The following is a 19,435-nucleotide window of genomic DNA, read 5'->3' as shown; positions in this document are numbered from 1 at the left end:
ACATGCGCATCGCTTCTGACCCTCGTCGCCTCATCTGGAGCGCGAGCGATCTCACGGCCGCGTCAGAATGCGAGTTCGGGTGGCTCCGCCAGATCGACGCGAGGCTCGGGCGGTGTGCGCCCGTTGACGACCCCGAAGATGCCATGCTGCGCCGCGCGGCGCAGCTCGGAGATGCGCACGAGCTTCGCACGCTTGAGCGCTATCGTGAACGTTTCGGTGACGCGGTTATCGACATCGCCCGCGTTTCCGCATCGGATGACGACGCCATGGGGGTGGCCGTCGCTGACACCAACGAAGCGCTCGCCGATCCCACGGTGCAGGTTCTGTTCCAGGCGGCGTTTCGCGCCAACGACTTCGTCGGATTCGCCGACTTCCTGGTGCGTGACGAAGACGGACGTTGGCGCGTACAGGACACCAAGCTCGCCCGCACAGCGCGGGTGACGGCATTGATGCAGCTATCGGCATATGTCGATCGCCTCGATCAGCAGGGCATCCCACGCGCCGACAACGTGGACCTGCTGCTCGGAGATGGCACAACCTCCGTGCACCGCACGGCGGACCTCATGCCGCTGTTTCATCTACGGCGCGAGCGTCTGCAGGCGCTCATCGCCGATCGCCGTATCGACGCCGACACCAGCCACCCCGCGATCGCCTGGGGCGACGCGCGCGGAAAACTCCGCATTCTGGCCTGCGGTGCGTGCGCAGCGTGCCGTGCCGAGATCGAACAGCAACGCGACATCCTCCTTGTCGCCGGTCTGCGCCCCGCCATCGCCGAACGGCTGCGCGCGGCGAGCATTCACACCATCGATCAGCTCGCTCAGACAGACGCGGCTCCGCCGCGGATAGCCAACGATACGTTCGACTCCCTCCGCACGCAGGCGCGTCTTCAGCTCGCCACCGAACAACGTCCTGACGATGAGCCGCTGTACGAGGTCGTCAATGAAGCCGCGCTCGGCGCGATGCCACGCCCTGACCTCGGAGATATCTTCCTTCACCTCGATCGTGATCCGTTTTTCGCGGATCGCGCGGATGACGGCCGCACCGAATGGGGGCTGAGCTATCTGCTTGGCTGGGGTGATATGCGCCAGCAGCACTCGACGTTGTGGGCGCACGATCTGCCCGGAGAACGACGGGCGCTTGAGCGCTTCTGCGACTTCCTCCAACAGCATCGACGCGCGCACCCGCAGGCGCATATCTTCCATTTCCGGCCCGACGCACCGGCCATCCTCGCCCAGATGGCGGCGCGCCACGGCTCGCGCGAGACCGATATCGACCGATTGCTCGGCGATGAGACATTCGTCGACCTCTTTCCGATCGTGAAGAACGCCCTCCGGATCGGAACGCGGTCGTATGACATCACGGCACTCGAACCGCTCATCATGGGGCCCGAAAGACGCGAGCGGCAGGGCGAGCCCACGCACAGTGCCCTTCGGTATGTCGAGGCGCGTGCGCTGCGTGAAGCGGGGCACGATGATGACGCGCGGGACATCATGATGTCGATCGCGGCCGACAACGGCTACGCGTGCCTCACCACTCGGCGGCTGCGCGACTGGCTCGTCGAGCGCGCAAAAGAAGCCCGGGTCACACCGGCTCGCGAGGATGGCCGCATCAGCGATTCGTACGAACCCTCCCCGCGCGCGCTTGCCCTCACTGCGCGCGCCGACGAACTGCGTGACGTGCGTCTCGCGCAGGATCCGGCGTCCTCCGCGAGCAACGATGAAAACGCACTGCGGCTGGCGGCAGCGGCGATCGACTATTACCCGCGTGAAGCGCGTTCCTTCTGGCAGGCGCACTATGAGCGGCTGCGTGAGCCCATTTCGCTGTGGGGAGAAACGAAGGACGTCATTGTCGTCGATATCCGCCGCTCGGACGTTCTGGACGACTGGCACATCCCCGAGGGCAGCCGCGCTGAGCGGCGGGTGCTCGAACTGCGCGGAGCGCTGGCGCCCGGAACGCGGCTCAGCGTGGGCTCCACGCCCTCGCTTCTGTACACATCACCCGCGCCGTTCCCCACCGAGGGGTCTCAGCGATGGCTTCATGTTCCTCACGAGGCGCGTGTCGTCGACGTCCTCGACGACGGTGTGATCGTCGAGGAATACGCGATCGGCGGACGCACGTGGCGAGAGCTTCCCGTCGCCCTCACCCCGCCGTCCCCGCCGAAGGCCGGCGCGCAGCAGGGCGCCATCGAAGCATGGGCCGATGGCATCCTCACCCGCGGCACTCACATCGGCGCCTCCGACGGCGCCTTCCCCATTGATCCCGCCACCGATCTGTTGCGATCGCTCCGCGCCGATCACCACTCGGGGCGCGTCGTGTCGTCATCGATCGGCAGCGACATCGACGCGATCGTGTTTTCGCTTCTCAGCGTGCCGACGTACCTCGCCGTCCAGGGCCCGCCGGGAACGGGAAAAACCTACGTCGGCTCTCACGTGATCGCCCGGCTCGTCAACGAGCACGGCTGGAAGGTAGGCGTGGTCGCTCAGTCCCACGCCGTCGTTGAGAACATGCTCGACCGCGTCGTCGCGGCGGGAGTGCCGCAGGGGCACGTGGGAAAGGTTCTCAAGGGCGCTGCCCGCGCTGACGGGCAGTCCTTCACGGTGCTACCGCGTAACGGGCTCAGCGCGTTTCAGCAGCAGCGCACCAAGGGATACGTGATCGGAGGAACAGCCTGGGACTTCGCCAACGTCACGCGCGTCGGGCGTCGTGAGCTCGATCTGCTCGTCGTCGATGAGGCGGGACAATTCTCTCTCGCGTCAACGATCGCCGTGTCGATGTCGGCGCGGCGGCTTCTCCTCCTCGGCGACCCACAACAGCTGCCCCAGGTCAGCCAAGGGACGCATCCGGCGCCGATCGACCAGTCGGCGCTCGGCTGGGTAATGCGCGACCAACAAGTGCTACCCGAGGGGCACGGATACTTCCTCGCGCGCACCTGGCGCATGCACCCCGACGTTGCCACTCCGGTATCCCATCTGTCCTACGGCGGACAGCTGCGGTCACGCCCCGGCGCCGACCTGCGCCACGCCGAGGGAATCGAACCGGGCGTGCATCCCATCCCCGTTCTGCACACGGGAAACGCCACAGACTCACCAGAAGAAGCCGAACAGGTCGTGCGCATCGTCCGCGACGTCATCGGGCGGCCATACGTCGATATCGACATCGACGACGAACAGGAAGCGACGCCGTGCGAACCCCGGCCGCTCGATCAGGCGGATGTCATCGTTGTTGCCCCCTACAACGCTCAGCAGCAGACCGTCGAACGGGCGCTCGCCGCAGCCGGATTCCGGGATGTCCGGGTGGGAACGGTCGATAAATTTCAGGGCCAGGAAGCGGCCATCGCCATCATGACCCTTGCCGCTTCCTCCGGCCGCGATGCCCCGCGTGGAATCGACTTCCTGCTGCTGCAGAACCGCTTGAACGTAGGCATTAGCCGCGCCAAAGTGGCGGCCTATCTGGTGCACAGCCCGCTTCTGCTGGACGATCTGCCGTTCCGCGCCGAGTCCGTCGCGCGTTTGAGCGCCTTCGCGCGGCTGGTCGGCCGGGGATAACACTCAGGCGCCGCGCCCCGAGGGGACGCGGCGCCTGAGAAGGTCGCGGTTAGACGGTGCCGTAGAGGCGGTCTCCGGCATCGCCGAGGCCCGGAACGATATAGCCCTTTTCGTTCAGGCCATCATCCATCGCCCCCAGCACGAGGTTCACGTTGCGATCGCCGACGAGCGCCTCCAGCGCCTGCACGCCCTCGGGAGTTCCGAGCAGGCAGACCGCCGTGACGTCCGTTGCTCCACGGTCGAACAGGAACTTGATCGCCGCGGCAAGAGACCCGCCGGTGGCGAGCATCGGGTCCAGAACGAAGCACTGTCGTCCCGCGAGATCGTCGGGCAGACGCTCCGCGTATGTTGACGGCTTAAACGTTGTCTCGTCACGAACGATGCCGACGAAGCCCACCTCGGCGGTCGGCACGAGCTTGGTCATGCCCTCCAGCATGCCGAGCCCGGCGCGGAGAATCGGCACGACGAGTGGCTTCGGGTCGGCGATCTTCACGCCGTTGGTCACCATGACGGGGGTTTCGATTTCGCACTCTGCAACGCGGACATCGCGGGTGGCCTCATAGGCAAGCAGCGTCATCAGCTCTTCCGTCAGCTGACGGAACACGGGCGATGATGTCGACTTATCGCGCAGAACGGTCAGCTTGTGGGTGATGAGCGGATGATCCGCAATGTGCACGCGCATGGTTTAAGGCTACGGGACGGGCATCCGATTCTTCCTAGAGTTCTCGGCATCTCGTACCCTCCCACCCGCATTTCATGATTTCTGGCACTTTTCGGCCCCGGCCCGGGGCCGAAAAGTGCCAGAAATCATGAAATAGGCTCGGGGCTATGGAGCCGCGTGAAGCCGATGTCAGGGCGATGCGACGCGCGCTCGCGCTCGCACACGAGGCGGCGGGCGCCGGGGAGGTGCCCGTGGGCGCGGTTGTGGTCGGCCCGGAGGGGCAGATCATCGGGCAGGGCCGGAACCTGCGCGAGAACACCGCCGACCCGACGGCGCACGCCGAGGTCGTCGCGATGCGCGAAGCCGCTTCGGCGATCGGGTCGTGGAACCTCGACGGCTGCACGCTGGCGGTCACCCTCGAACCGTGTCTGATGTGCGCGGGGACGCTGTTGCAGGCCCGCATTTCTCGCGTGGTCTTCGGCGCGTGGGACGACAAGGCCGGCGCCGCCGGATCGATGTATGACGTCGTGCGTGATCGCCGGCTGCCCCATCGCGCCGAGGTCGTCGGCGGCGTCCTCGAAGAAGAGACCCGAGCGGTGCTTGCGGAGTTCTTCGAGGAACGCCGCTGAGGAGACACGCCTGAGCGGATCAGCGCAGCTGGGGCAGCACCTCTTCGCCGATAAAGGCAATGTGGTCGAGATCGGTCATGTCGATGAGCTGGAAGTAGATCCGTTCCGCACCCTGCTCGATGAGGCGTCCCGCCCGTTCGACGATGTCGTCGGCGGAGCCAGCAAACGTGTGATCCTGGCGGAACTGCGCCAGGTCAACGCCCGTTGCGGCGGCGCGTCGCTCAACGTCCTGCGTGGTGGCGCCGCCCAGAGTCGTCAGGGCCACCGTGAGCTTGAGGCTGGCGGGATCGCGATCGATCCGTTCGCACGCCTCGCGCGCCCGTCCCCACCGATCGACGACGACCTCTTCCGGCTGGAACGCCACATTGAACTCGGTTGCGTGTTCTGCGGCGATACGGGGCGTGCGCTTGAGGCCCGCGCCGCCAACGATCACCGGGATGCGGGACTGCACCGGCTTCGGGAGGGCGGGGGAGTCCGTGAGCTGATAGTGGTCGCCGTCGAACGAGAACGTGGCGCCGGCTGGTGTCTGCCACAGCCCATTGACGATGGCGAGTTGTTCTTCGAGGAGGTCGAAGCGTTTGGCGGGGAATGGAATTCCGTATGCCGCGTGTTCGTCGCCGAACCACCCGGTTCCGAGACCGAGCTCAACGCGGCCTCCCGACATCTCATCCACCTGCGCAACCTGGATCGCGAGGATTCCGGGAACGCGGTAGGTCACGCTGGACACGAGGGTGCCGAGGCGGAGCGTTGTGGTTTCGCGTGCGAGGCCGGCGAGGGCGGTCCAGGCATCGGTGGGCCCGGGCAAGCCATCGACGAAGTCACCCATCGCCAGATAATGATCCGAACGGAAGAAACCGTCGAAACCGGACGCTTCGGCCTGCCGTGCCATGACAAGTTGGGTGGCGTAGGACGCCCCCTGCTGGGGTTCGGTAAAGACGCAGAACTCAGGAGTGGCCATGCGCCCATCCTGGCATCATGCCGTCGCGCCAGGGAACCGTTTTCCGCTAATCGCTGGACTTGAAGACGAACGCCTCGGTCGGCGGCTCGGTCGATCGCGGTTCAACGAAGATCTCGGGTTCCAGAACCACGTGCACAACGGAGGCTTCTGCTTCGCGCACGCGCTGTGCGACACGGGCGATGTCGGCCGTGACGTCCCGCAGAGCCTTGTTGTGGGGGACACCGATGTGCGCGGCGATGACGAGCTCACCGGATGCGGTGGGGAGGGCGCGGATATCGAGTACCTCGCGCACTTCTGGCCCCTTTTCGATCGCGCAGATGATCGCATCGAGCTGAGAAGCGGACAGGGCCTGATTTCGGTCGTGAGCGCTCATGACCGAAGCCTACTCCGACCCCGTTCATTTCTCAGGTATGCCTTAGCGTGGGGATATGGCTGAAGCACTTCCCTCTGTGGCATTTGTCGGCGCTGGTTCGATGGGCGGCTCCATCCTCAAGGGCCTTGTCGCCAGCGGAATCCCCGTTGACGGCGGCATTTATGTAACTAATCGCTCGGCGGCGAAGGCGGAGGCTCTCTCCTCGCTGGAAAACGTCACGAGCATCGCGCTGGAAAACACGCCAGACGGCAACGTCGACGCGGTTGCCGCGGCGCGTGTTGTGCTCGTGGGCGTGAAGCCGTACATGATCGCCGACCTGCTGGACCAGATCGGACCGCATCTGCGGGAGGACGCGATCGTTGTGAGCCTCGCGGCCGGCATCACGATCGCGCAGTTCGAAGACAAGCTCGGGCGCACCTCGGTCATCCGGTCGATGCCGAATACGCCGTCGACCGTTGGCAAGGGCGTGACGGGCCTTGCGGCTGGCACATATGCCAGCGAAGACGACATGGCGATCGTTCGCCGTCTGTTTGAAACCGTTGGCGACGTTGTTGAGGTGTCGGGGGACGATGGGATTGACGCGATCTCCACGATCTCCGGGTCCGGTCCCGCCTATGTCTTCCTCTTCATCGAAAAGATGATCGAGGCCGCGAAACACCAGGGTTTCGACGACGACACAGCGCGCCTGATCGCGGAGAAGACCTTCATTGGTGCGACGACGTTCCTCGAGGCTTCCGGACAGCACCCGGCCGACCTGCGTCGAGGCGTGACCAGCCCGAAGGGCACAACGCACGAGGCCGTCGAGACGTTCCAGGCGGCAGGCCTGGGGGATCTCTTCGTCCGAGCGACCGACGCCGCCTACGCGCGTGCGAAGGAACTCGCCGCCGAGGGGTGATTCTCGCCCGCGGCGCAGCGCTCCGCTGGCGAGAAACGGGCCCGATGGTGCTCCGGCGGCGCCGGCAGTTCGCGGGTATCACGCCGGCTCTTGTGCCCGGTCGCAGAAGGAGTAATGTCAGCGCTCGTGATTCGATTTCGGGCGCCGAAGGCGCTGTCGAACAGGGGGGCGTGGCCTCCACCCTGCACAGGCGATTGTGACGGGCTTCGGTGTTGCTCTTGCTGTCGGAACTGTCCTTCTGTGGCTACCGGTTTCGGCGGCTGACGCGCACCGCACGACCTTCGTCGAGGCGCTGTTTACCGCGACCTCGGCCCTGTGCGTGACCGGCCTGGGTCGATTCGGCCGAGCCGTGGCGCTCGAGTTGATGGCGCGGGGGACAGAGGTGCTCGGCATCGACGCATCGGAAGACCGAGTTCAGGAGCTCAACGGTGCGCTGACACAGGTTGTGCGTGCGGATGCGACGAAGGAGGACACTCTTCGTCAGCTCGCTGTTCATGAGTTCGATCGTGTTGTGATCGCCATTTCCACCGACCTCAAAGCGTCGATCTCGTGCGCCAACGAACCGAGCATCACCCGATGATTGGTCGTTCCTCGGGGTAGGTGAAGTGCACATCGCGCTGTCGCGCGGTCAGCGATGCGGCGAGGGCGATGGGGCCAACGCGGCCCGTCAACATCAGAATCGAGAGCACGATCTTGCCGAAGCCGTCGAGCTCGGCGGAGAGCCCGACCGACAGCCCGCACGTCGCAAATGCCGAGATCACCTCGAAGAGAATGTCGGCCAGCTGGGCGTTGTTCGTCATCGCGATCAGCAGCGATCCACCGAGAACGAGTGATGCCCCGAGGAACGTCACCGAAATCGCAACGCGCAGAGCACCCTCGGGAATGCGTCGCCGGGCCGCCATGACATGGTGCGTTCCCTTCGCCTCAGCGACGATCGCGAGGAACAGAACGGCGAGGGTGGTGACCTTGATCCCACCTGCCGTTGACGCCGATCCACCACCGACGAACATCATCGCGTCCGTGATCAACATCGACGCCGTTGACATCTCGGAGGTATCGACGACGTGGAACCCGCCGGATCGCATGTTGATCGAGGCGAACAGTCCTTGGAAGAGGCGGTCGCCCACCGCACGATCACCGAGCGTCGCGGGATTTGCCCACTCGGTCACGAGCCATCCCGCCATGCCGACGACGAGGAGAATGGACGTCGTCACGAGAGTGAGCTTGGTGTGCAGCGACCAGTGCTTGACCATCCACTTCGCCCGAACGAAGTTCAAGAACACGGGGAAGCCGAAGCTGCCGACAAAGACACCGATGGCAACGGCGCCGAGAACGACGTAGTTGCCATCGAGATCGGCAAGGCCGCCGGAGTGCACGACGAATCCGGCGTTTCCGAACGCGGAGATCGCGTAGAAGATTCCGTGCCAGATGCCGATTAGCCAGTCGCCATCGGCCACGATGAACGCCGGGATGAGCACCGCCATCAGGGCGCCCTCGGCGATGAATGTCACCGCGAGCACGATGCGCAGCAGACGCCAGACATCACCGAGGTCGCTGGCTCCGACCATCTCGCGCGCCATGATCTTGCTGCTGAGCCCAAGCCGTTTCGTGACAACGCGGGCGAAGAGAAGAGCGATGGTGACAACGCCGAGTGCGCCGACCTGGATCGCCGCGAGGATTACGATTTCGCCGAAGAGCGACCAGTGGTCGGCCGTGTTGACTGTTGTCAGACCGGTGACGGTCACAGCGGACACCGCTGTGAAGAAGGCATCGGACAGTGGTGTGATCTGGCGATTCGCCGACGCGATCGGGAGGCTCAGCAGCGCCGTGAAAACCAGTGCCGCGAACGCGAAGACGAGAACCGCGGTGCGCGCGGGCGACCGGCGGATCACATCCCTGAAGAAGCCGAGAACGACCCGCATGGCCGTCAGCGGTCGAGTGCGGCGAAGCGCTCGACGTTGGCGTTGGTTCCGGAGACGATGATCAGATCGTGGTTGGTGACAACCGTTCCGGCCTCGGCGTAGTGGAACGGTTTCCCGGGGCTCTTCACACCGACCACCGTCACCTTGTACTTCGATCGCACACCAGACTCCATCAGAGGAACGCCCCGGATGAACGTCGGCGGGAACATCTTCGCGAGCACGAAGTCGTCGTCGAAGCGGATGAAGTCGAGCATGCGCCCGTTCACGAGGTGCGCGACACGCTCGCCGGCCTCACGCTCGGGGTAAATGACGTGGTTCGCGCCGACGCGCGAAAGGATCTTTCCGTGCGACTGCGAAACGGCCTTCGCCCAGATTTGCGGCACCTTCAGATCGACGAGATTCGCGGTAATCAGAACGGAGGCCTCGATCGACGAGCCAACGGCGACGACGGCCACCTGAAAGTCTTCTGCGCCGATCTGCTTGAGGGCCTCGAAGTTGCGCGCGTCGGCCTGCACCGTGTGCGTGACCCGCTCCGACCACTTCTGCACGAGGCCCAGGTCGGTGTCGATCGCGAGAACATCGCGATCGAGTCTGTCCAGCTCTCCGGCGCAGGCGGCGCCGTAGCGCCCCAAACCGATGACGAGCACGGGCGCGTCAGAGCTGATCTGCTCAACCAAAGAAGGGCCTTTCAACGATTCCGCAGAGCGGAAATGTCACGTGCCGCGGGGGGTTGCGGCGTGTGCGACTCTACAACGCAAGCCTCCAGAGCACACGAACCTTTCGCATTCCGATATCGAATATGCCTCGAATGCCATACTGTGATGGCTATGGCGGACATCTTCGACGTGATTGCAGACGGGACCCGGCGCGACATTCTGCAGTTGCTGCTGCGTCGCGATCAGGAAACCGAGGCCGGGACCAGCGTCTCGGAGATCGTCGGCGAGCTGTCAGTGAGCCAACCCACCGTCTCCAAACACCTTAAGGTGTTGCGCGAGGCCGGGCTGGTCAGCGTGCGAGAAGAGGGGCAGCACCGGTTCTACCGGCTGGAACCCGAACCCCTCGACGAGGTGGACGATTGGCTCGTTCCGTTCTTCGTCGATGAGTCGGATCTGGCGGCCGAGGCAGCGCATTCGATTTATGCGCCGCTTCCCGAGCAGGCATCCAAGCTGGCCGAGTCGCTCGGACGCACGGCCGCGGTTGTACAAACGGCGCTCAAGCGACTCGGAGCCTGAGCTTTCGCTCGACGCGTGTGTCTGCAGCGCTCGTGTGACATTCGTCACCGTCAATCGATGACACGCGGGGATCGCCACGGCGGCTGATCCGCGACACGCTGGGGGAATGGACACCTCACTGGCTGTCGCGATGAGCGGCGTCGTTAAAGAGTTTCGAACGAGCGATGGCGCTTTTCGCGCCGTTGGCGGAGTCGACCTGGAGATCGCGCGCGGCGAAATCGTCGCCCTGCTAGGTCCGAACGGCGCGGGAAAGACAACGTCTCTCGACATGGTAACGGGGCTGACAGCTCCCACCGCCGGCAGTATCACTGTGCTCGGACGGAGCCCGCGCGCCGCAATCCGTGAAGGTCTCGTTTCCGCCGTTTTGCAGTCTGGCGGGTTGCTCCGAGACCTCACCATTCGAGAAACGATCACGCTCATCGCGTCGACGTTTCGTGATCCGCGGCCCGTCGATGAGGTCATGGATCGCGCGGGCCTCACAGCGCTTCATAAGCGCCGGGTATCGAAGTGCTCGGGAGGAGAACAGCAGCGTCTGAGGTTCGCCCTCGCACTCCTGCCGGATCCTGAGCTCCTCATCCTCGATGAACCCACCGCCGGAATGGATGTCGCGGCGCGCGCGGAGTTCTGGGACACGATGCGCGAAGATGCGGCCGGCGGGCGTACCGTGATTTTCGCGACGCACTACCTCGAAGAGGCGGATGCCTTCGCACAACGCGTCGTGATGATGGCGGCGGGCGCAGTCGTCGCCGACGGAACGACCGCTGAGATTCGTTCGGCAGCGGCGGGCAGGCGGCTCACGGCATACGTCGCTCCGGCGCAAGAACGGGAGGTGGTTGCTCGCCTGAGCGGCCACGACGCCGTTGTCTCGGTATCCGGTGATGCGGGTCGCATTGTGATCCGTTCGTCCGATTCGGATGTCGTGGCACGGATGCTCCTCACCGAGCTCGGCGCGCGAGACCTGGAAATTTCGGGAGGGTCGCTTGATGACGCCTTCCGTGCCATCACGGACGGAGCAACGCGATGAACGCCACGTACTTCCGCATCGAGCTGACGCGCATCACGCGCGACATTGCGTCGATGTTCTTCATCGCCGTCCTTCCCGCTCTGCTCTTCGTGATTTTCGGGGCTGTGCAGGAGTACGGCCAGGAGTCGGCCGGCCATGGCAACGTCTCCTTCTATGTCATGGTCGGCATGGCGGCATACGGGGCCATCACCGCAACAGTGGGCGTCGGTGGGTCAGCCGCTGTTGAGCAGATGCAGGGATGGGGGCGGCAACTCGGCCTGACACCCATCGCTGATGCGACGTTTGTCACAACGAAGGCCGCAGCAGGCTTCGTCATCTCCGTTGTTCCCGTCGCCATCATCTACGTGCTGGGCGCGCTGACGGGTGCGGTGGCCGAAGCGCACGTGTGGGTGCTCAGCGCGGTTATCGTGCTCGCGGGAGCGGCAGTTTTCAGTTTCTACGGCCTGATGGTCGGGCTGTTGTTCCGCAGCGAGGGCGCTGTGAGCGCGGCAAGCGGGTCGCTCGTGATCCTGGCGTTCCTCGGCAATGTGTTCTTTCCGCTATCCGGTGTTTTCCTCGAGATCGCGAAGTTCACGCCCCTGTACGGGTACGTCGCCCTGGCGCGGTATCCGTTGACCGAGGGATGGATCGCGGCGACCGGGTCGAATAGCGAACCGACGCAGGATCCGCTGTGGGTGCCGATTCTGAACCTCGCGGTGTGGGCGACCGTCTTCGTCGTCTCGACGCTCCTGCTCGCGCGCCGGGGTCGCTCGCGGCAGTGAACGATGCCACGATAAACGCCATGAATGGCAATGGGCGCTCACGGGACCCGTGGGAAACGTTCGCGCCCGTTTTCGGAATCGTGTGGGTGGTTTTCCTCTTTTTCCCGATCTCGGCGGCCCTGCGCTCGGATGCGCCGGGGCGGATGATCGCCGTTGTTCTGCTGGTGCTCTTCGGTGTCGTGTACATCGCCGCTTTTATTTGGATGAACGCGAGCGAATCGTGGGAGCAGTCTCGGCGGCGCGGGCTGCCGGCGGCAGGAGTGCTCATTGGCCTCATGGTCGGTGCGTGGGCACTCACGGACATCGGGGCGCTCGGAGCGACGGCGTTCATCATCTCGCTGACGATGTTCGCCGGGCCCAAGGCGCAGTCGATCACGATCGCCACGATCCTTCTCATCACGCACGTGAGTGTTCTGCTGTTATCGGGGGACATCGCCGAGAACTGGGTGTTGTTCGTTCCGCCCGCCCTCGCGTACGTGACAACGGCTACCGTTCGCCTGCTGGTGGCCGCCTCGGAGAGGCACGATGCGATGGAGCGGCAGATCGCCGTTGTCGCCGAGCGTGAGCGCGTCGCCCGCGATGTGCACGATGTGCTTGGACACAGTCTCACCGTGGTCACGGTGAAGGCGGAGCTCGCGGAGCGCCTCGTCGACATCGACGCGGAGGCGGCTAAGCGCGAGATCGCCCAGATCCGCAGCCTGTCGCGTGAAGCGCTCGCCGAGGTGCGGGCCACCGTGGCAGGGTTGCGGGTCGCACGCCTGTCCGACGAACTGGAGGCGGCGCGCGCGGCGCTTAGCGACTCCGGAATCAGCGCATCGATCGCCGGTGAGGCCGAGAGAGTTGATCCGCGGCACCGCATCGTCGTCGCCTGGGCGCTGCGTGAGGCGATCACCAACGTTGTGCGACACTCACGGGCGTCCCGTTGCGAGGTCACGCTGATGCCGGACGGCATTGTGATTGAAGATGACGGTATCGGGACACCGGCCGACGTCGCCGCCACGGGCCTGCGAGGGATTCGTGAGCGTGCGCGCGCCGCGGGTGCCACGCTCACGGTCGACCAACCCGCGACCGGAGCAGGAACGCGTGTGGAGGTGCGATGGTGATCCGGATCTTGCTGGCTGACGACCAAGCTCTTGTTCGTGGCGCGCTCGCCGCGCTGCTCCGACTCGAGCCGGACATCGATGTCGTTGCCGAGGTGGGACGTGGTGACGAGGTTCTCGCCGCTGCGCATAACACCTCGCCCGATGTCTGCCTTCTGGACATCGAGATGCCAGGAGCGGATGGCATCGCTGCTGCCGCTGAGCTGTCGTCGGAGCTGCCCGGTGTGCGCACGATCATCGTGACGACCTTCGGGCGCCCCGGCTATGTGCGCCGCGCATTGGAGGCGGGGGCGAGCGGGTTCGTCGTCAAAGACACTCCTTCCGCAGAACTCGCCGATGCCGTGCGACGGGTCCATGCCGGGGAGCGGGTTGTCGATGCCGCGCTCGCCACGGAGTCACTGATCAGCGGCGCCAACCCACTGACGGAACGCGAGCGTGATGTGCTTGCGGCGTCGCTCGACGGTGCGCCTATCGCCGATGTGGCGCAGGTGGTTCATTTGTCGCAGGGAACTGTTCGCAATTACGCGAGCGCGGCGATCGCGAAGACGGGAGCGGCCAACCGCGTCGAGGCCGCTCGCGCTGCCCGTGACCGCGGTTGGCTGTAAATAGTCCGCTCGCGAAAGGTGTGGTGGCGACCCGCGCCCCTTTCGCGAGAGGGCCTCAGAACTCGATGCCGCAGAGTTCGTTGAGCTGCGCGGACGCCGCGTCGACCTCGGCGGCAATGGCTTCGAACTCGACCGCGTTCTCGTCGATCACGGCCGACCATTCCCCCATCGCCTGCGTGGACTCTTCGAACTGCGCCATGTCCTCAGGGTCGTTCAGGTCGAGTTCCTCGAAGTCGGGCATCTCCGGCATCCCGTCGGCAACGCTCTGAGACCCGCCGCCGGAGCAAGCGGCAAGTCCGGCGGGAATCAGGGCGAGGGCGCCGATGGTGGCGGCGATGCGTCGGATGGTCGTCATGGGATCCTCCGGTCGGAGTGGAGGAGAAAACAGAGGTATCGGACGTTCCCCCGCTCCACCCGACGAACGACCAGAGTGCCGGTCGGTCTGCGCGACTCAGCGCTGATGACGCCTGTGGCTGAACAGCCATGCACCCCACGACGCGGCAAAGACGAGGATGCCAGCGCACCGGACGATCGCGATGTCCGCGTCGGACGGCGCCCGATGAGAAGACCGAGGATGACCACAACGTCCCTTGCCCGAGGTCGCGACCCTTTCCGCTCTGGATGACACGCCGCGAGGGAGGGAGAGGGGAAGATGGCCATTGCGCTCGTTGTCATGGGCCGTGAACGGTGGAATGAGGCGGCGCTCGAGGGCGACATCGCTGCCGCACGTGCGCACGGTTTGTCAGATGAGGAGGTTGTTCAGCGCGAGAGCGCCCTCCACGACACGGTTATCGGGGCGGACGATGTTCCGCGGCTGTGACACACGCGCTCGCAATCGGGCATGACCTGGGCCGGCGCGGCGAACCCGCTCTCGGCAGGGATGGCGGAGTCTGAGTGCTGGCCGAATTCTCTCTCACCGGGGGATCCTGTAGGATGACCCGAGGCACTTTTTCTGCCGTGCCCGGACGTCGGCACCACGTCGTGCCAGGCGTCCAACCTAGACATTAGTGAGGTTCCCATGGGTTCTGTCATCAAGAAGCGCCGCAAGCGTATGGCGAAGAAGAAGCACCGCAAGCTGCTTCGTAAGACCCGCCACCAGCGCCGCAACAAGAAGTAAGGCGCACGTCCATTTACGCCGGTTCCGTCACCAGACGGGCCGGCGTTCTTGGTTTTGGGGGACTGTCTCGACATCGCCGGGTGCGGCGACACGGCAGGAACGGATGGCGATATGGACGAGCCGATGGATCAACCCGAGCAGACCGAGGCGCCCATGATGGAGCCCTGCGAGATGTGACGTCCGGCGCTGCCTCGTGCAACAACACAGCGAGGCCCAGACCGATCTCTTCCGGGGAAACAGCGTCGGATATCTCCGGGAGCGGTGAGATTGGTTGGTGAAATCGACTGCGCAGTGTTGCGGTGCGAGACAATGGAGACATGGACGAGATCACTGTCGCCGAGCTCGCGGCGCGCACGGACACCCCCCTCATCGACGTGCGGGAAGAGGCCGAATTCGCGGCAGGGCGCGTCCCGGGGGCCATCAACGTGCCGCTGTCACAGCTGGGGGATCGGCTCGAGGAGCTGCCGCCGGAGTTTGACGTGATCTGCAAGATCGGTGGACGCTCGGCGCAGGTGCAGGCTGCCCTCGAGCCGCGCGGATACGCGGTGACCAATGTCATGGGCGGAACCGATGCGTGGATCGAGGCCGGCTACGAGGTCGAAAAGTGACCGAGCTGACCATCATCGGGAAGCCGGATTGTCACCTCTGCGATGTTGCGCGAGACGTCGTCGAACAGACGCTTGCCGACCTCCCGGAGGACCTCGCCGAATCCATCGAGGTGACCGAGCTGTCGATTCTCGACGACCCGGCGCTGTATGAGACATGGTGGGAGAGGATTCCCGTTGTACTCATCGACGGCGAACTTCATGCCCACTGGCGCCTTGCCCAGGACCGTCTCTCGAAAGCGCTGTGCGCCCGTTCGTGAAGGAAGAGGCTCGTCGACCGCGACGAAGTGGGTCGTGGACGTCGAGGTCACGCGCTTCGACCGGGCACGTGCCTATTGGACGGACCGCGGCTGGTCGGAGCGCGGACCCATCAAATTGCACTCGCGGATCGATGTGCCACGGCAGGATGCTGTTGACGCAGGCGAGACGGTGGTGGCGGGTGTCGCCTGGCAGCAGCACACCGGTCACCACACCGTGCGGATCACGGCACGCTAACCCGACCGGCTCTAGGCTGATAAATCCACCCCCTCGCAAAGGAGCTCCTGTGATCCGCCACATCGTCCTGTTCCAAGCAGCAGATGGAACACCCGTATCGCAATTGCAGGAAGCCGCCGACGCGCTCGAGGCGCTCGTCGGAAAGATCCCCGGCCTCATCTCGATGACGGCGGGCGTGGAGGGCGTTGGCCTTCCCGGAAACTACGACCTCGGGCTCGTGGCCGAACTGGAAGACGAAGCGGCGCTGACCGTCTACGCCGACCACCCCGCGCATCTTGAGGTCGTCGCTTTGGTCGGCGCCTTCAAGGTGGGGCGCGCGGGCATCGACATCCGCGTCTAAGCGGCCCGCACAGCACTCGGCCCCCGCATCCGTTGGGATGCGGGGGCCGAGTGCTGTGCGGGTTACGCCTCTTCGTCGTCTTCGGGGGTGAAGTCGACGCCGGTCTCGGCGCGCTGCTCTGCCGGAATGGGGGCGGGAGCCGCTGTCAGCGGGTCGAAGCCGCCACCCGACTTCGGGAACGCAATGACTTCGCGGATCGAGTCGGCGCCAGCGAGAAGCGACACAACGCGGTCCCAGCCCAGGGCGATGCCGCCGTGAGGGGGAGCGCCGAAGGAGAACGCGTCGAGCAGGAAGCCGAACTTCTCCTGCGACTCCTCCTTGCTGATGCCCATCACATCGAAGATGCGCTCCTGAACATCGCGGCGGTGGATACGAATCGAACCGCCACCCAGCTCGTTGCCGTTGCAGACGATGTCGTATGCATAGGAGAGCGCCTCGCCCGGGTTCTCCTCGAAGGAGTCGAGCCATTCGGGCTTCGGCGAGGTGAACGCGTGGTGCACAGCGGTCCACGCCGAGTTGCCGAGGTCCACATCGTCATCGTCCTGGCCAGTGGGCTTGAACAGCGGTGCATCGACAATCCAGACGAACGCCCAGTCGCCGTCAACGATCTGGCCAGTCTGCTTGGCGATCTCCACGCGGGCGGCGCCGAGGAGGGCACGAGCCTCTGAGGTGGTTCCGGCGGCAAAGAACACCGCGTCGCCCACCTTCGCACCCGTTGCTTCCGCCAGGCCGGCGCGCTCGTCATCGGAGAGGTTTTTGGCCACGGGGCCGCCGAGCGTTCCGTCTTCGAGGAACGTGACGTAGGCCAGCCCGCGCGCGCCGCGAGACTTCGCCCAGTCCTGCCAGGCGTCGAACTGGCGACGGGGGAGGCCAGCGCCGCCCGTCATGACGACGGAACCGACGTATTCCTGCTGGAAAACGCGGAACGGGGTGTTCTGGAAGTACTCGGCCAGCTCGACGAGTTCGTTGCCGAAGCGCAGATCGGGCTTGTCCGAGCCGTACAGGCGCATCGCATCAGCGAAGGTCATGCGGCGGATCGGCGTCGGGATCTCGACGTCGATCAGGCTCCACAGCTCCTTCACGAGCTCCTCGCCCAGCGCGATGATGTCTTCCTGGTCGACGAAGCTCATCTCGATGTCGAGCTGGGTGAACTCCGGCTGACGGTCGGCGCGGAAGTCTTCGTCGCGGTAGCTGCGGGCGAGCTGGTAGTACTTCTCCATGCCGGCCACCATGAGCAACTGCTTGAACAGCTGGGGCGACTGGGGCAGCGCGTACCAGGAACCGGGGTTGAGGCGCGCCGGAACGAGGAAGTCGCGGGCGCCCTCCGGGGTCGAGCGCGTCAGCGTCGGGGTCTCGACCTCGACGAAGTCGTGGCCCTCGAGCACGCGACGTGCCGCCTGGGTGGCCTTCGAGCGCAGACGCAGAGCGGCTGCGGGAGCAGGGCGGCGAAGATCGAGGTAGCGGTGCTTGAGGCGTGCCTCTTCTCCGATCGTCTCCTGGCCATCGAGCGCTGTCGATACCTGGAAGGGCAGCGGCGCCGACTCGTTGAGGACCTCGACCTCAGCGGCGATGACCTCGATGTCGCCGGTGGGGAGGTTGGGGTTTGCGTTGCCGTCCGGACGGGCCGAGACCTCGCCAACGATCTTGAGGACGAACTCGCTGCGAAGCGGGTGGGCGATGGCTTCGTCACGGATGACGACCTGAGCGATGCCAGAGGCGTCGCGGAGGTCGATGAAGGCAACGCCTCCGTGATCGCGACGACGATCGACCCAACCCGAGAGGGTGACGGTCTGACCGATGTGCTCGGCTCGTAGTGAGCCGGCCGGATGTGTGCGCAGCACGGAGAATCCTCCAGATCGAGAAAACGGGATGCCCGCCATCCTATTGCGCGAGCCTGTAATCCGCGTCTGTGTGCAGGCGCGCTATCCGCAGATCGCCGCGTCTGCCGTGCGGGCGGTGGCTTCGATCTGATCGGCGGTCGACTCAGCGTCCGTGAATCCGTCGGTGAAATCGTCGGGGGCGGGGGTTGCCTCGGCGATCATGCCGGTTTCCGGATCCTCGACCATGTCGGCATCCTCATCCTCGGCAGGCGCAAGGTTGATGGGTTCGTCGGCAATGAGGGCGTCCCACACGAGCTGGGCTTCGGGAGCGGGATCGATCCGGTTCGGGTCGCTGACGGCCTGTGCCCACGGCATGGTCACAAACGTGATGTTCTCCATGCCAACGGCGTTAATCCGCATCGCGAGACCGGCCAGGCGCGTCACGGAGTTGAGGCCCTCATCCACGGTCAGAGAGGACGTGATCGCGTCGACAAGCCCGTACAGGCGATCGGGGCGGGCGAGTACTTCGGTTGCGGTGGCTCGCTGAACGATCGCCGACATGACCATCTGCTGATTCTCGAGGCGCGAGATATCGCTCCCGTCGCCAATGACATAGCGAACGCGGGCGAGCGCAAGCGCGTCCTGTCCGCCCAGTTCCTGCTGTCCTGCCGGCAGATCGAGCATCGAGTGGCCATCGCGAATCGGCTCGTCGAGACACACTTGGATGCCACCGACCGCATCCACGACCGTTTCGAATCCGTCGAAATTCAGCGAGACCACGTGGTCGATGTCGACGCCCGTTAACGCCTCGACGGCCAACACCGAGCAGTGCTCACCGTAGTTATAGGCGACATTGACCAGCCCGTAGCCACCGGCGAACGCTCCATGGCCGACGTCCTGGCATGCGGGCATCGTCACGAGCGTGTCGCGCGGAATCTGCACGGCGTCGATGCGCTCGTTGTTTCCCGCGATGTGCACCAGCATCATCGAGTCACTGCGACGCGTGCCGTCATCATCCCCGAAGCGTCCTTCGCCCGCGTCGCGGCCGTCAGACCCGAGGACGAGAACATTCAGCGGTTCGGTTCCCACCTGGACGTTCGCGCCGGACAGCGACGATTCGAAATCCTGTCCCGCGCTGAGCTGCACAACCGTGAGGTTGCCGTTGAGGCGCGCAATTGCGGCAATCGCGATGAACGCGAGAACGACGATCACGGCGAGAACGGAAAATAGCACCGTTCGACGGCGTCGGCCGACGCGCAGCATGTCCGTGGCGGCGTGTTGCGCCAGGGGCGGGTATGAGGGAGACGTCACAAGTGCATACTCAACCCGGTTTTCGTCATAAATCTCAATTCG

General features: G+C 65.0%; 22 protein-coding genes and 1 pseudogene. 15 read left to right on the top strand and 8 right to left on the bottom strand.

Annotation, left to right across the window (positions count from 1 at the left end):
* Window positions 1-2: 2 nt before the first annotated feature.
* Window positions 3-3,545 carry an AAA domain-containing protein gene (locus G6N81_RS05750; protein ID WP_165134303.1) on the top strand — a complete coding sequence of 1,181 codons (3,543 nt, stop codon included), beginning with the start codon at window positions 3-5 and terminating at the stop codon, window positions 3,543-3,545.
* Window positions 3,546-3,594: 49 nt separating this feature from the next.
* Here G6N81_RS05750 and upp read toward each other — a convergent pair whose 3' ends face one another.
* Window positions 3,595-4,227: a uracil phosphoribosyltransferase gene (upp, locus tag G6N81_RS05745; protein WP_165134300.1), complete on the bottom strand. Its 633-nt coding sequence runs from the start codon at window positions 4,225-4,227 to the stop codon at window positions 3,595-3,597.
* A 146-nt stretch (window positions 4,228-4,373) separates the two neighbouring features.
* Between upp and tadA the strand changes: the two genes are divergently transcribed.
* Entirely contained in the window at window positions 4,374-4,835 is a 462-nt protein-coding gene (tadA, locus tag G6N81_RS05740; protein WP_241245083.1) for a tRNA adenosine(34) deaminase TadA, read from the top strand.
* A 19-nt stretch (window positions 4,836-4,854) separates the two neighbouring features.
* Here the strand turns inward: tadA and G6N81_RS05735 are convergent, their stop codons facing one another.
* Both G6N81_RS05735 and G6N81_RS05730 read right to left on the bottom strand, forming a co-directional pair.
* Window positions 4,855-5,793, bottom strand: a complete 939-nt coding sequence (locus tag G6N81_RS05735; protein WP_165134297.1) for an LLM class F420-dependent oxidoreductase — start codon at window positions 5,791-5,793, stop codon at window positions 4,855-4,857.
* 46 nt (window positions 5,794-5,839) lie between these two features.
* Window positions 5,840-6,166, bottom strand: a complete 327-nt coding sequence (locus G6N81_RS05730) for a cation diffusion facilitator family transporter (RefSeq protein ID WP_165134294.1) — start codon at window positions 6,164-6,166, stop codon at window positions 5,840-5,842.
* A gap of 55 nt (window positions 6,167-6,221) precedes the next feature.
* Here G6N81_RS05730 and proC point away from each other — a divergent pair, with 55 nt between their 5' ends.
* Both proC and G6N81_RS05720 read left to right on the top strand, forming a co-directional pair.
* On the top strand, window positions 6,222-7,061 hold the full coding sequence (gene proC, locus G6N81_RS05725; RefSeq protein ID WP_165134291.1) for a pyrroline-5-carboxylate reductase: 840 nt from the start codon (window positions 6,222-6,224) through the stop codon (window positions 7,059-7,061).
* Window positions 7,062-7,257: 196 nt separating this feature from the next.
* Entirely contained in the window at window positions 7,258-7,641 is a 384-nt protein-coding gene (locus G6N81_RS05720; protein WP_378731610.1) for an NAD-binding protein, read from the top strand.
* Here G6N81_RS05720 and G6N81_RS05715 read toward each other — a convergent pair.
* Both G6N81_RS05715 and G6N81_RS05710 read right to left on the bottom strand, forming a co-directional pair.
* Window positions 7,631-8,983, bottom strand: coding sequence for a TrkH family potassium uptake protein (locus G6N81_RS05715; protein WP_165134288.1), 1,353 nt, complete (start codon window positions 8,981-8,983; stop codon window positions 7,631-7,633). The genes G6N81_RS05720 and G6N81_RS05715 overlap by 11 nt on opposite strands.
* 5 nt (window positions 8,984-8,988) lie before the next feature.
* The gene (locus G6N81_RS05710) at window positions 8,989-9,660 is read right to left on the bottom strand and encodes a potassium channel family protein (protein WP_165134285.1); all 672 of its coding nucleotides are present in this window, start codon (window positions 9,658-9,660) and stop codon (window positions 8,989-8,991) included.
* A gap of 150 nt (window positions 9,661-9,810) precedes the next feature.
* On the opposite strand from G6N81_RS05710, the gene G6N81_RS05705 reads away from it, so the two are divergent.
* The 5 genes from G6N81_RS05705 to G6N81_RS05685 all read left to right on the top strand — a co-directional run bounded on the left by G6N81_RS05705 (window position 9,811) and on the right by G6N81_RS05685 (window position 13,705).
* Window positions 9,811-10,215 (top strand): ArsR/SmtB family transcription factor, encoded by a 405-nt coding sequence (locus G6N81_RS05705; RefSeq protein WP_165134282.1) that lies wholly within the window; start codon window positions 9,811-9,813, stop codon window positions 10,213-10,215.
* A gap of 106 nt (window positions 10,216-10,321) precedes the next feature.
* Complete coding sequence (locus tag G6N81_RS05700) at window positions 10,322-11,239, top strand: ABC transporter ATP-binding protein (RefSeq protein WP_165134279.1); 918 nt, start codon at window positions 10,322-10,324, stop codon at window positions 11,237-11,239.
* Window positions 11,236-12,000, top strand: coding sequence for an ABC transporter permease (locus G6N81_RS05695; RefSeq protein WP_165134276.1), 765 nt, complete (start codon window positions 11,236-11,238; stop codon window positions 11,998-12,000). Before G6N81_RS05700 ends, G6N81_RS05695 begins: the two co-directional genes overlap by 4 nt.
* 20 nt (window positions 12,001-12,020) lie before the next feature.
* Window positions 12,021-13,103, top strand: a complete 1,083-nt coding sequence (locus tag G6N81_RS05690; RefSeq protein ID WP_165134273.1) for a sensor histidine kinase — start codon at window positions 12,021-12,023, stop codon at window positions 13,101-13,103.
* Window positions 13,100-13,705: a response regulator transcription factor gene (locus G6N81_RS05685; RefSeq protein ID WP_206527935.1), complete on the top strand. Its 606-nt coding sequence runs from the start codon at window positions 13,100-13,102 to the stop codon at window positions 13,703-13,705. The genes G6N81_RS05690 and G6N81_RS05685 overlap by 4 nt, the downstream gene beginning before the upstream one ends.
* Window positions 13,706-13,760: 55 nt before the next feature.
* On the opposite strand, the gene G6N81_RS05680 is transcribed toward G6N81_RS05685, so the two are convergent.
* Window positions 13,761-14,060: a hypothetical protein gene (locus G6N81_RS05680; protein WP_165134267.1), complete on the bottom strand. Its 300-nt coding sequence runs from the start codon at window positions 14,058-14,060 to the stop codon at window positions 13,761-13,763.
* Between the two features lie 297 nt (window positions 14,061-14,357).
* Here G6N81_RS05680 and G6N81_RS05675 point away from each other — a divergent pair, with 297 nt between their 5' ends.
* The 6 genes and pseudogenes from G6N81_RS05675 to G6N81_RS05650 all read left to right on the top strand — a co-directional run bounded on the left by G6N81_RS05675 (window position 14,358) and on the right by G6N81_RS05650 (window position 16,262).
* Entirely contained in the window at window positions 14,358-14,525 is a 168-nt protein-coding gene (locus G6N81_RS05675) for a hypothetical protein (RefSeq protein ID WP_165134263.1), read from the top strand.
* A 198-nt stretch (window positions 14,526-14,723) separates the two neighbouring features.
* A complete protein-coding gene (locus G6N81_RS05670) occupies window positions 14,724-14,822 on the top strand; it encodes a 30S ribosomal protein bS22 (RefSeq protein ID WP_003792170.1) in 99 nt (32 codons plus the stop codon).
* Between the two features lie 317 nt (window positions 14,823-15,139).
* Complete coding sequence (locus tag G6N81_RS05665) at window positions 15,140-15,430, top strand: rhodanese-like domain-containing protein (RefSeq protein ID WP_165134260.1); 291 nt, start codon at window positions 15,140-15,142, stop codon at window positions 15,428-15,430.
* Window positions 15,427-15,687, top strand: a complete 261-nt coding sequence (locus G6N81_RS05660; protein ID WP_165134256.1) for a glutaredoxin family protein — start codon at window positions 15,427-15,429, stop codon at window positions 15,685-15,687. Before G6N81_RS05665 ends, G6N81_RS05660 begins: the two co-directional genes overlap by 4 nt.
* A 7-nt stretch (window positions 15,688-15,694) precedes the next feature.
* Window positions 15,695-15,910: pseudogene (locus tag G6N81_RS05655) on the top strand (molybdopterin-dependent oxidoreductase); the annotation flags it as partial.
* A gap of 61 nt (window positions 15,911-15,971) precedes the next feature.
* Window positions 15,972-16,262 (top strand): Dabb family protein, encoded by a 291-nt coding sequence (locus G6N81_RS05650; protein ID WP_165134253.1) that lies wholly within the window; start codon window positions 15,972-15,974, stop codon window positions 16,260-16,262.
* Window positions 16,263-16,324: 62 nt separating this feature from the next.
* Here the strand turns inward: G6N81_RS05650 and aspS are convergent, their stop codons facing one another.
* Both aspS and G6N81_RS05640 read right to left on the bottom strand, forming a co-directional pair.
* On the bottom strand, window positions 16,325-18,103 hold the full coding sequence (aspS, locus tag G6N81_RS05645; RefSeq protein WP_165134250.1) for an aspartate--tRNA ligase: 1,779 nt from the start codon (window positions 18,101-18,103) through the stop codon (window positions 16,325-16,327).
* An 81-nt stretch (window positions 18,104-18,184) separates the two neighbouring features.
* Window positions 18,185-19,393: an LCP family protein gene (locus tag G6N81_RS05640; protein WP_241245082.1), complete on the bottom strand. Its 1,209-nt coding sequence runs from the start codon at window positions 19,391-19,393 to the stop codon at window positions 18,185-18,187.
* Window positions 19,394-19,435: the final 42 nt, after the last annotated feature.

It is taken from the genome of Microbacterium amylolyticum (assembly GCF_011046975.1).
GTDB classification, from domain to species: Bacteria; Actinomycetota; Actinomycetes; order Actinomycetales; family Microbacteriaceae; genus Microbacterium; species Microbacterium amylolyticum.
This window is presented reverse-complemented; position numbering and strand designations above follow the sequence as displayed.

Bases quoted from the DNA above. Each gene is read 5' to 3' on its own strand.
- G6N81_RS05730 (WP_165134294.1), bottom strand. From the start codon at position 6,166: ATGAGCGCTCACGACCGAAATCAGGCCCTGTCCGCTTCTCAGCTCGAT.
- proC (WP_165134291.1), top strand. From the start codon at position 6,222: ATGGCTGAAGCACTTCCCTCTGTGGCATTTGTCGGCGCTGGTTCGATG.
- G6N81_RS05700 (WP_165134279.1), top strand. From the start codon at position 10,322: ATGGACACCTCACTGGCTGTCGCGATGAGCGGCGTCGTTAAAGAGTTT.
- upp (WP_165134300.1), bottom strand. From the start codon at position 4,227: ATGCGCGTGCACATTGCGGATCATCCGCTCATCACCCACAAGCTGACC.
- G6N81_RS05675 (WP_165134263.1), top strand. From the start codon at position 14,358: ATGGCCATTGCGCTCGTTGTCATGGGCCGTGAACGGTGGAATGAGGCG.
- G6N81_RS05670 (WP_003792170.1), top strand. From the start codon at position 14,724: ATGGGTTCTGTCATCAAGAAGCGCCGCAAGCGTATGGCGAAGAAGAAG.
- G6N81_RS05715 (WP_165134288.1), bottom strand. From the start codon at position 8,983: ATGCGGGTCGTTCTCGGCTTCTTCAGGGATGTGATCCGCCGGTCGCCC.
- G6N81_RS05735 (WP_165134297.1), bottom strand. From the start codon at position 5,793: ATGGCCACTCCTGAGTTCTGCGTCTTTACCGAACCCCAGCAGGGGGCG.
- G6N81_RS05680 (WP_165134267.1), bottom strand. From the start codon at position 14,060: ATGACGACCATCCGACGCATCGCCGCCACCATCGGCGCCCTCGCCCTG.
- G6N81_RS05750 (WP_165134303.1), top strand. From the start codon at position 3: ATGCGCATCGCTTCTGACCCTCGTCGCCTCATCTGGAGCGCGAGCGAT.
- G6N81_RS05695 (WP_165134276.1), top strand. From the start codon at position 11,236: ATGAACGCCACGTACTTCCGCATCGAGCTGACGCGCATCACGCGCGAC.
- G6N81_RS05665 (WP_165134260.1), top strand. From the start codon at position 15,140: ATGGACGAGATCACTGTCGCCGAGCTCGCGGCGCGCACGGACACCCCC.
- G6N81_RS05705 (WP_165134282.1), top strand. From the start codon at position 9,811: ATGGCGGACATCTTCGACGTGATTGCAGACGGGACCCGGCGCGACATT.
- G6N81_RS05690 (WP_165134273.1), top strand. From the start codon at position 12,021: ATGAATGGCAATGGGCGCTCACGGGACCCGTGGGAAACGTTCGCGCCC.
- tadA (WP_241245083.1), top strand. From the start codon at position 4,374: ATGGAGCCGCGTGAAGCCGATGTCAGGGCGATGCGACGCGCGCTCGCG.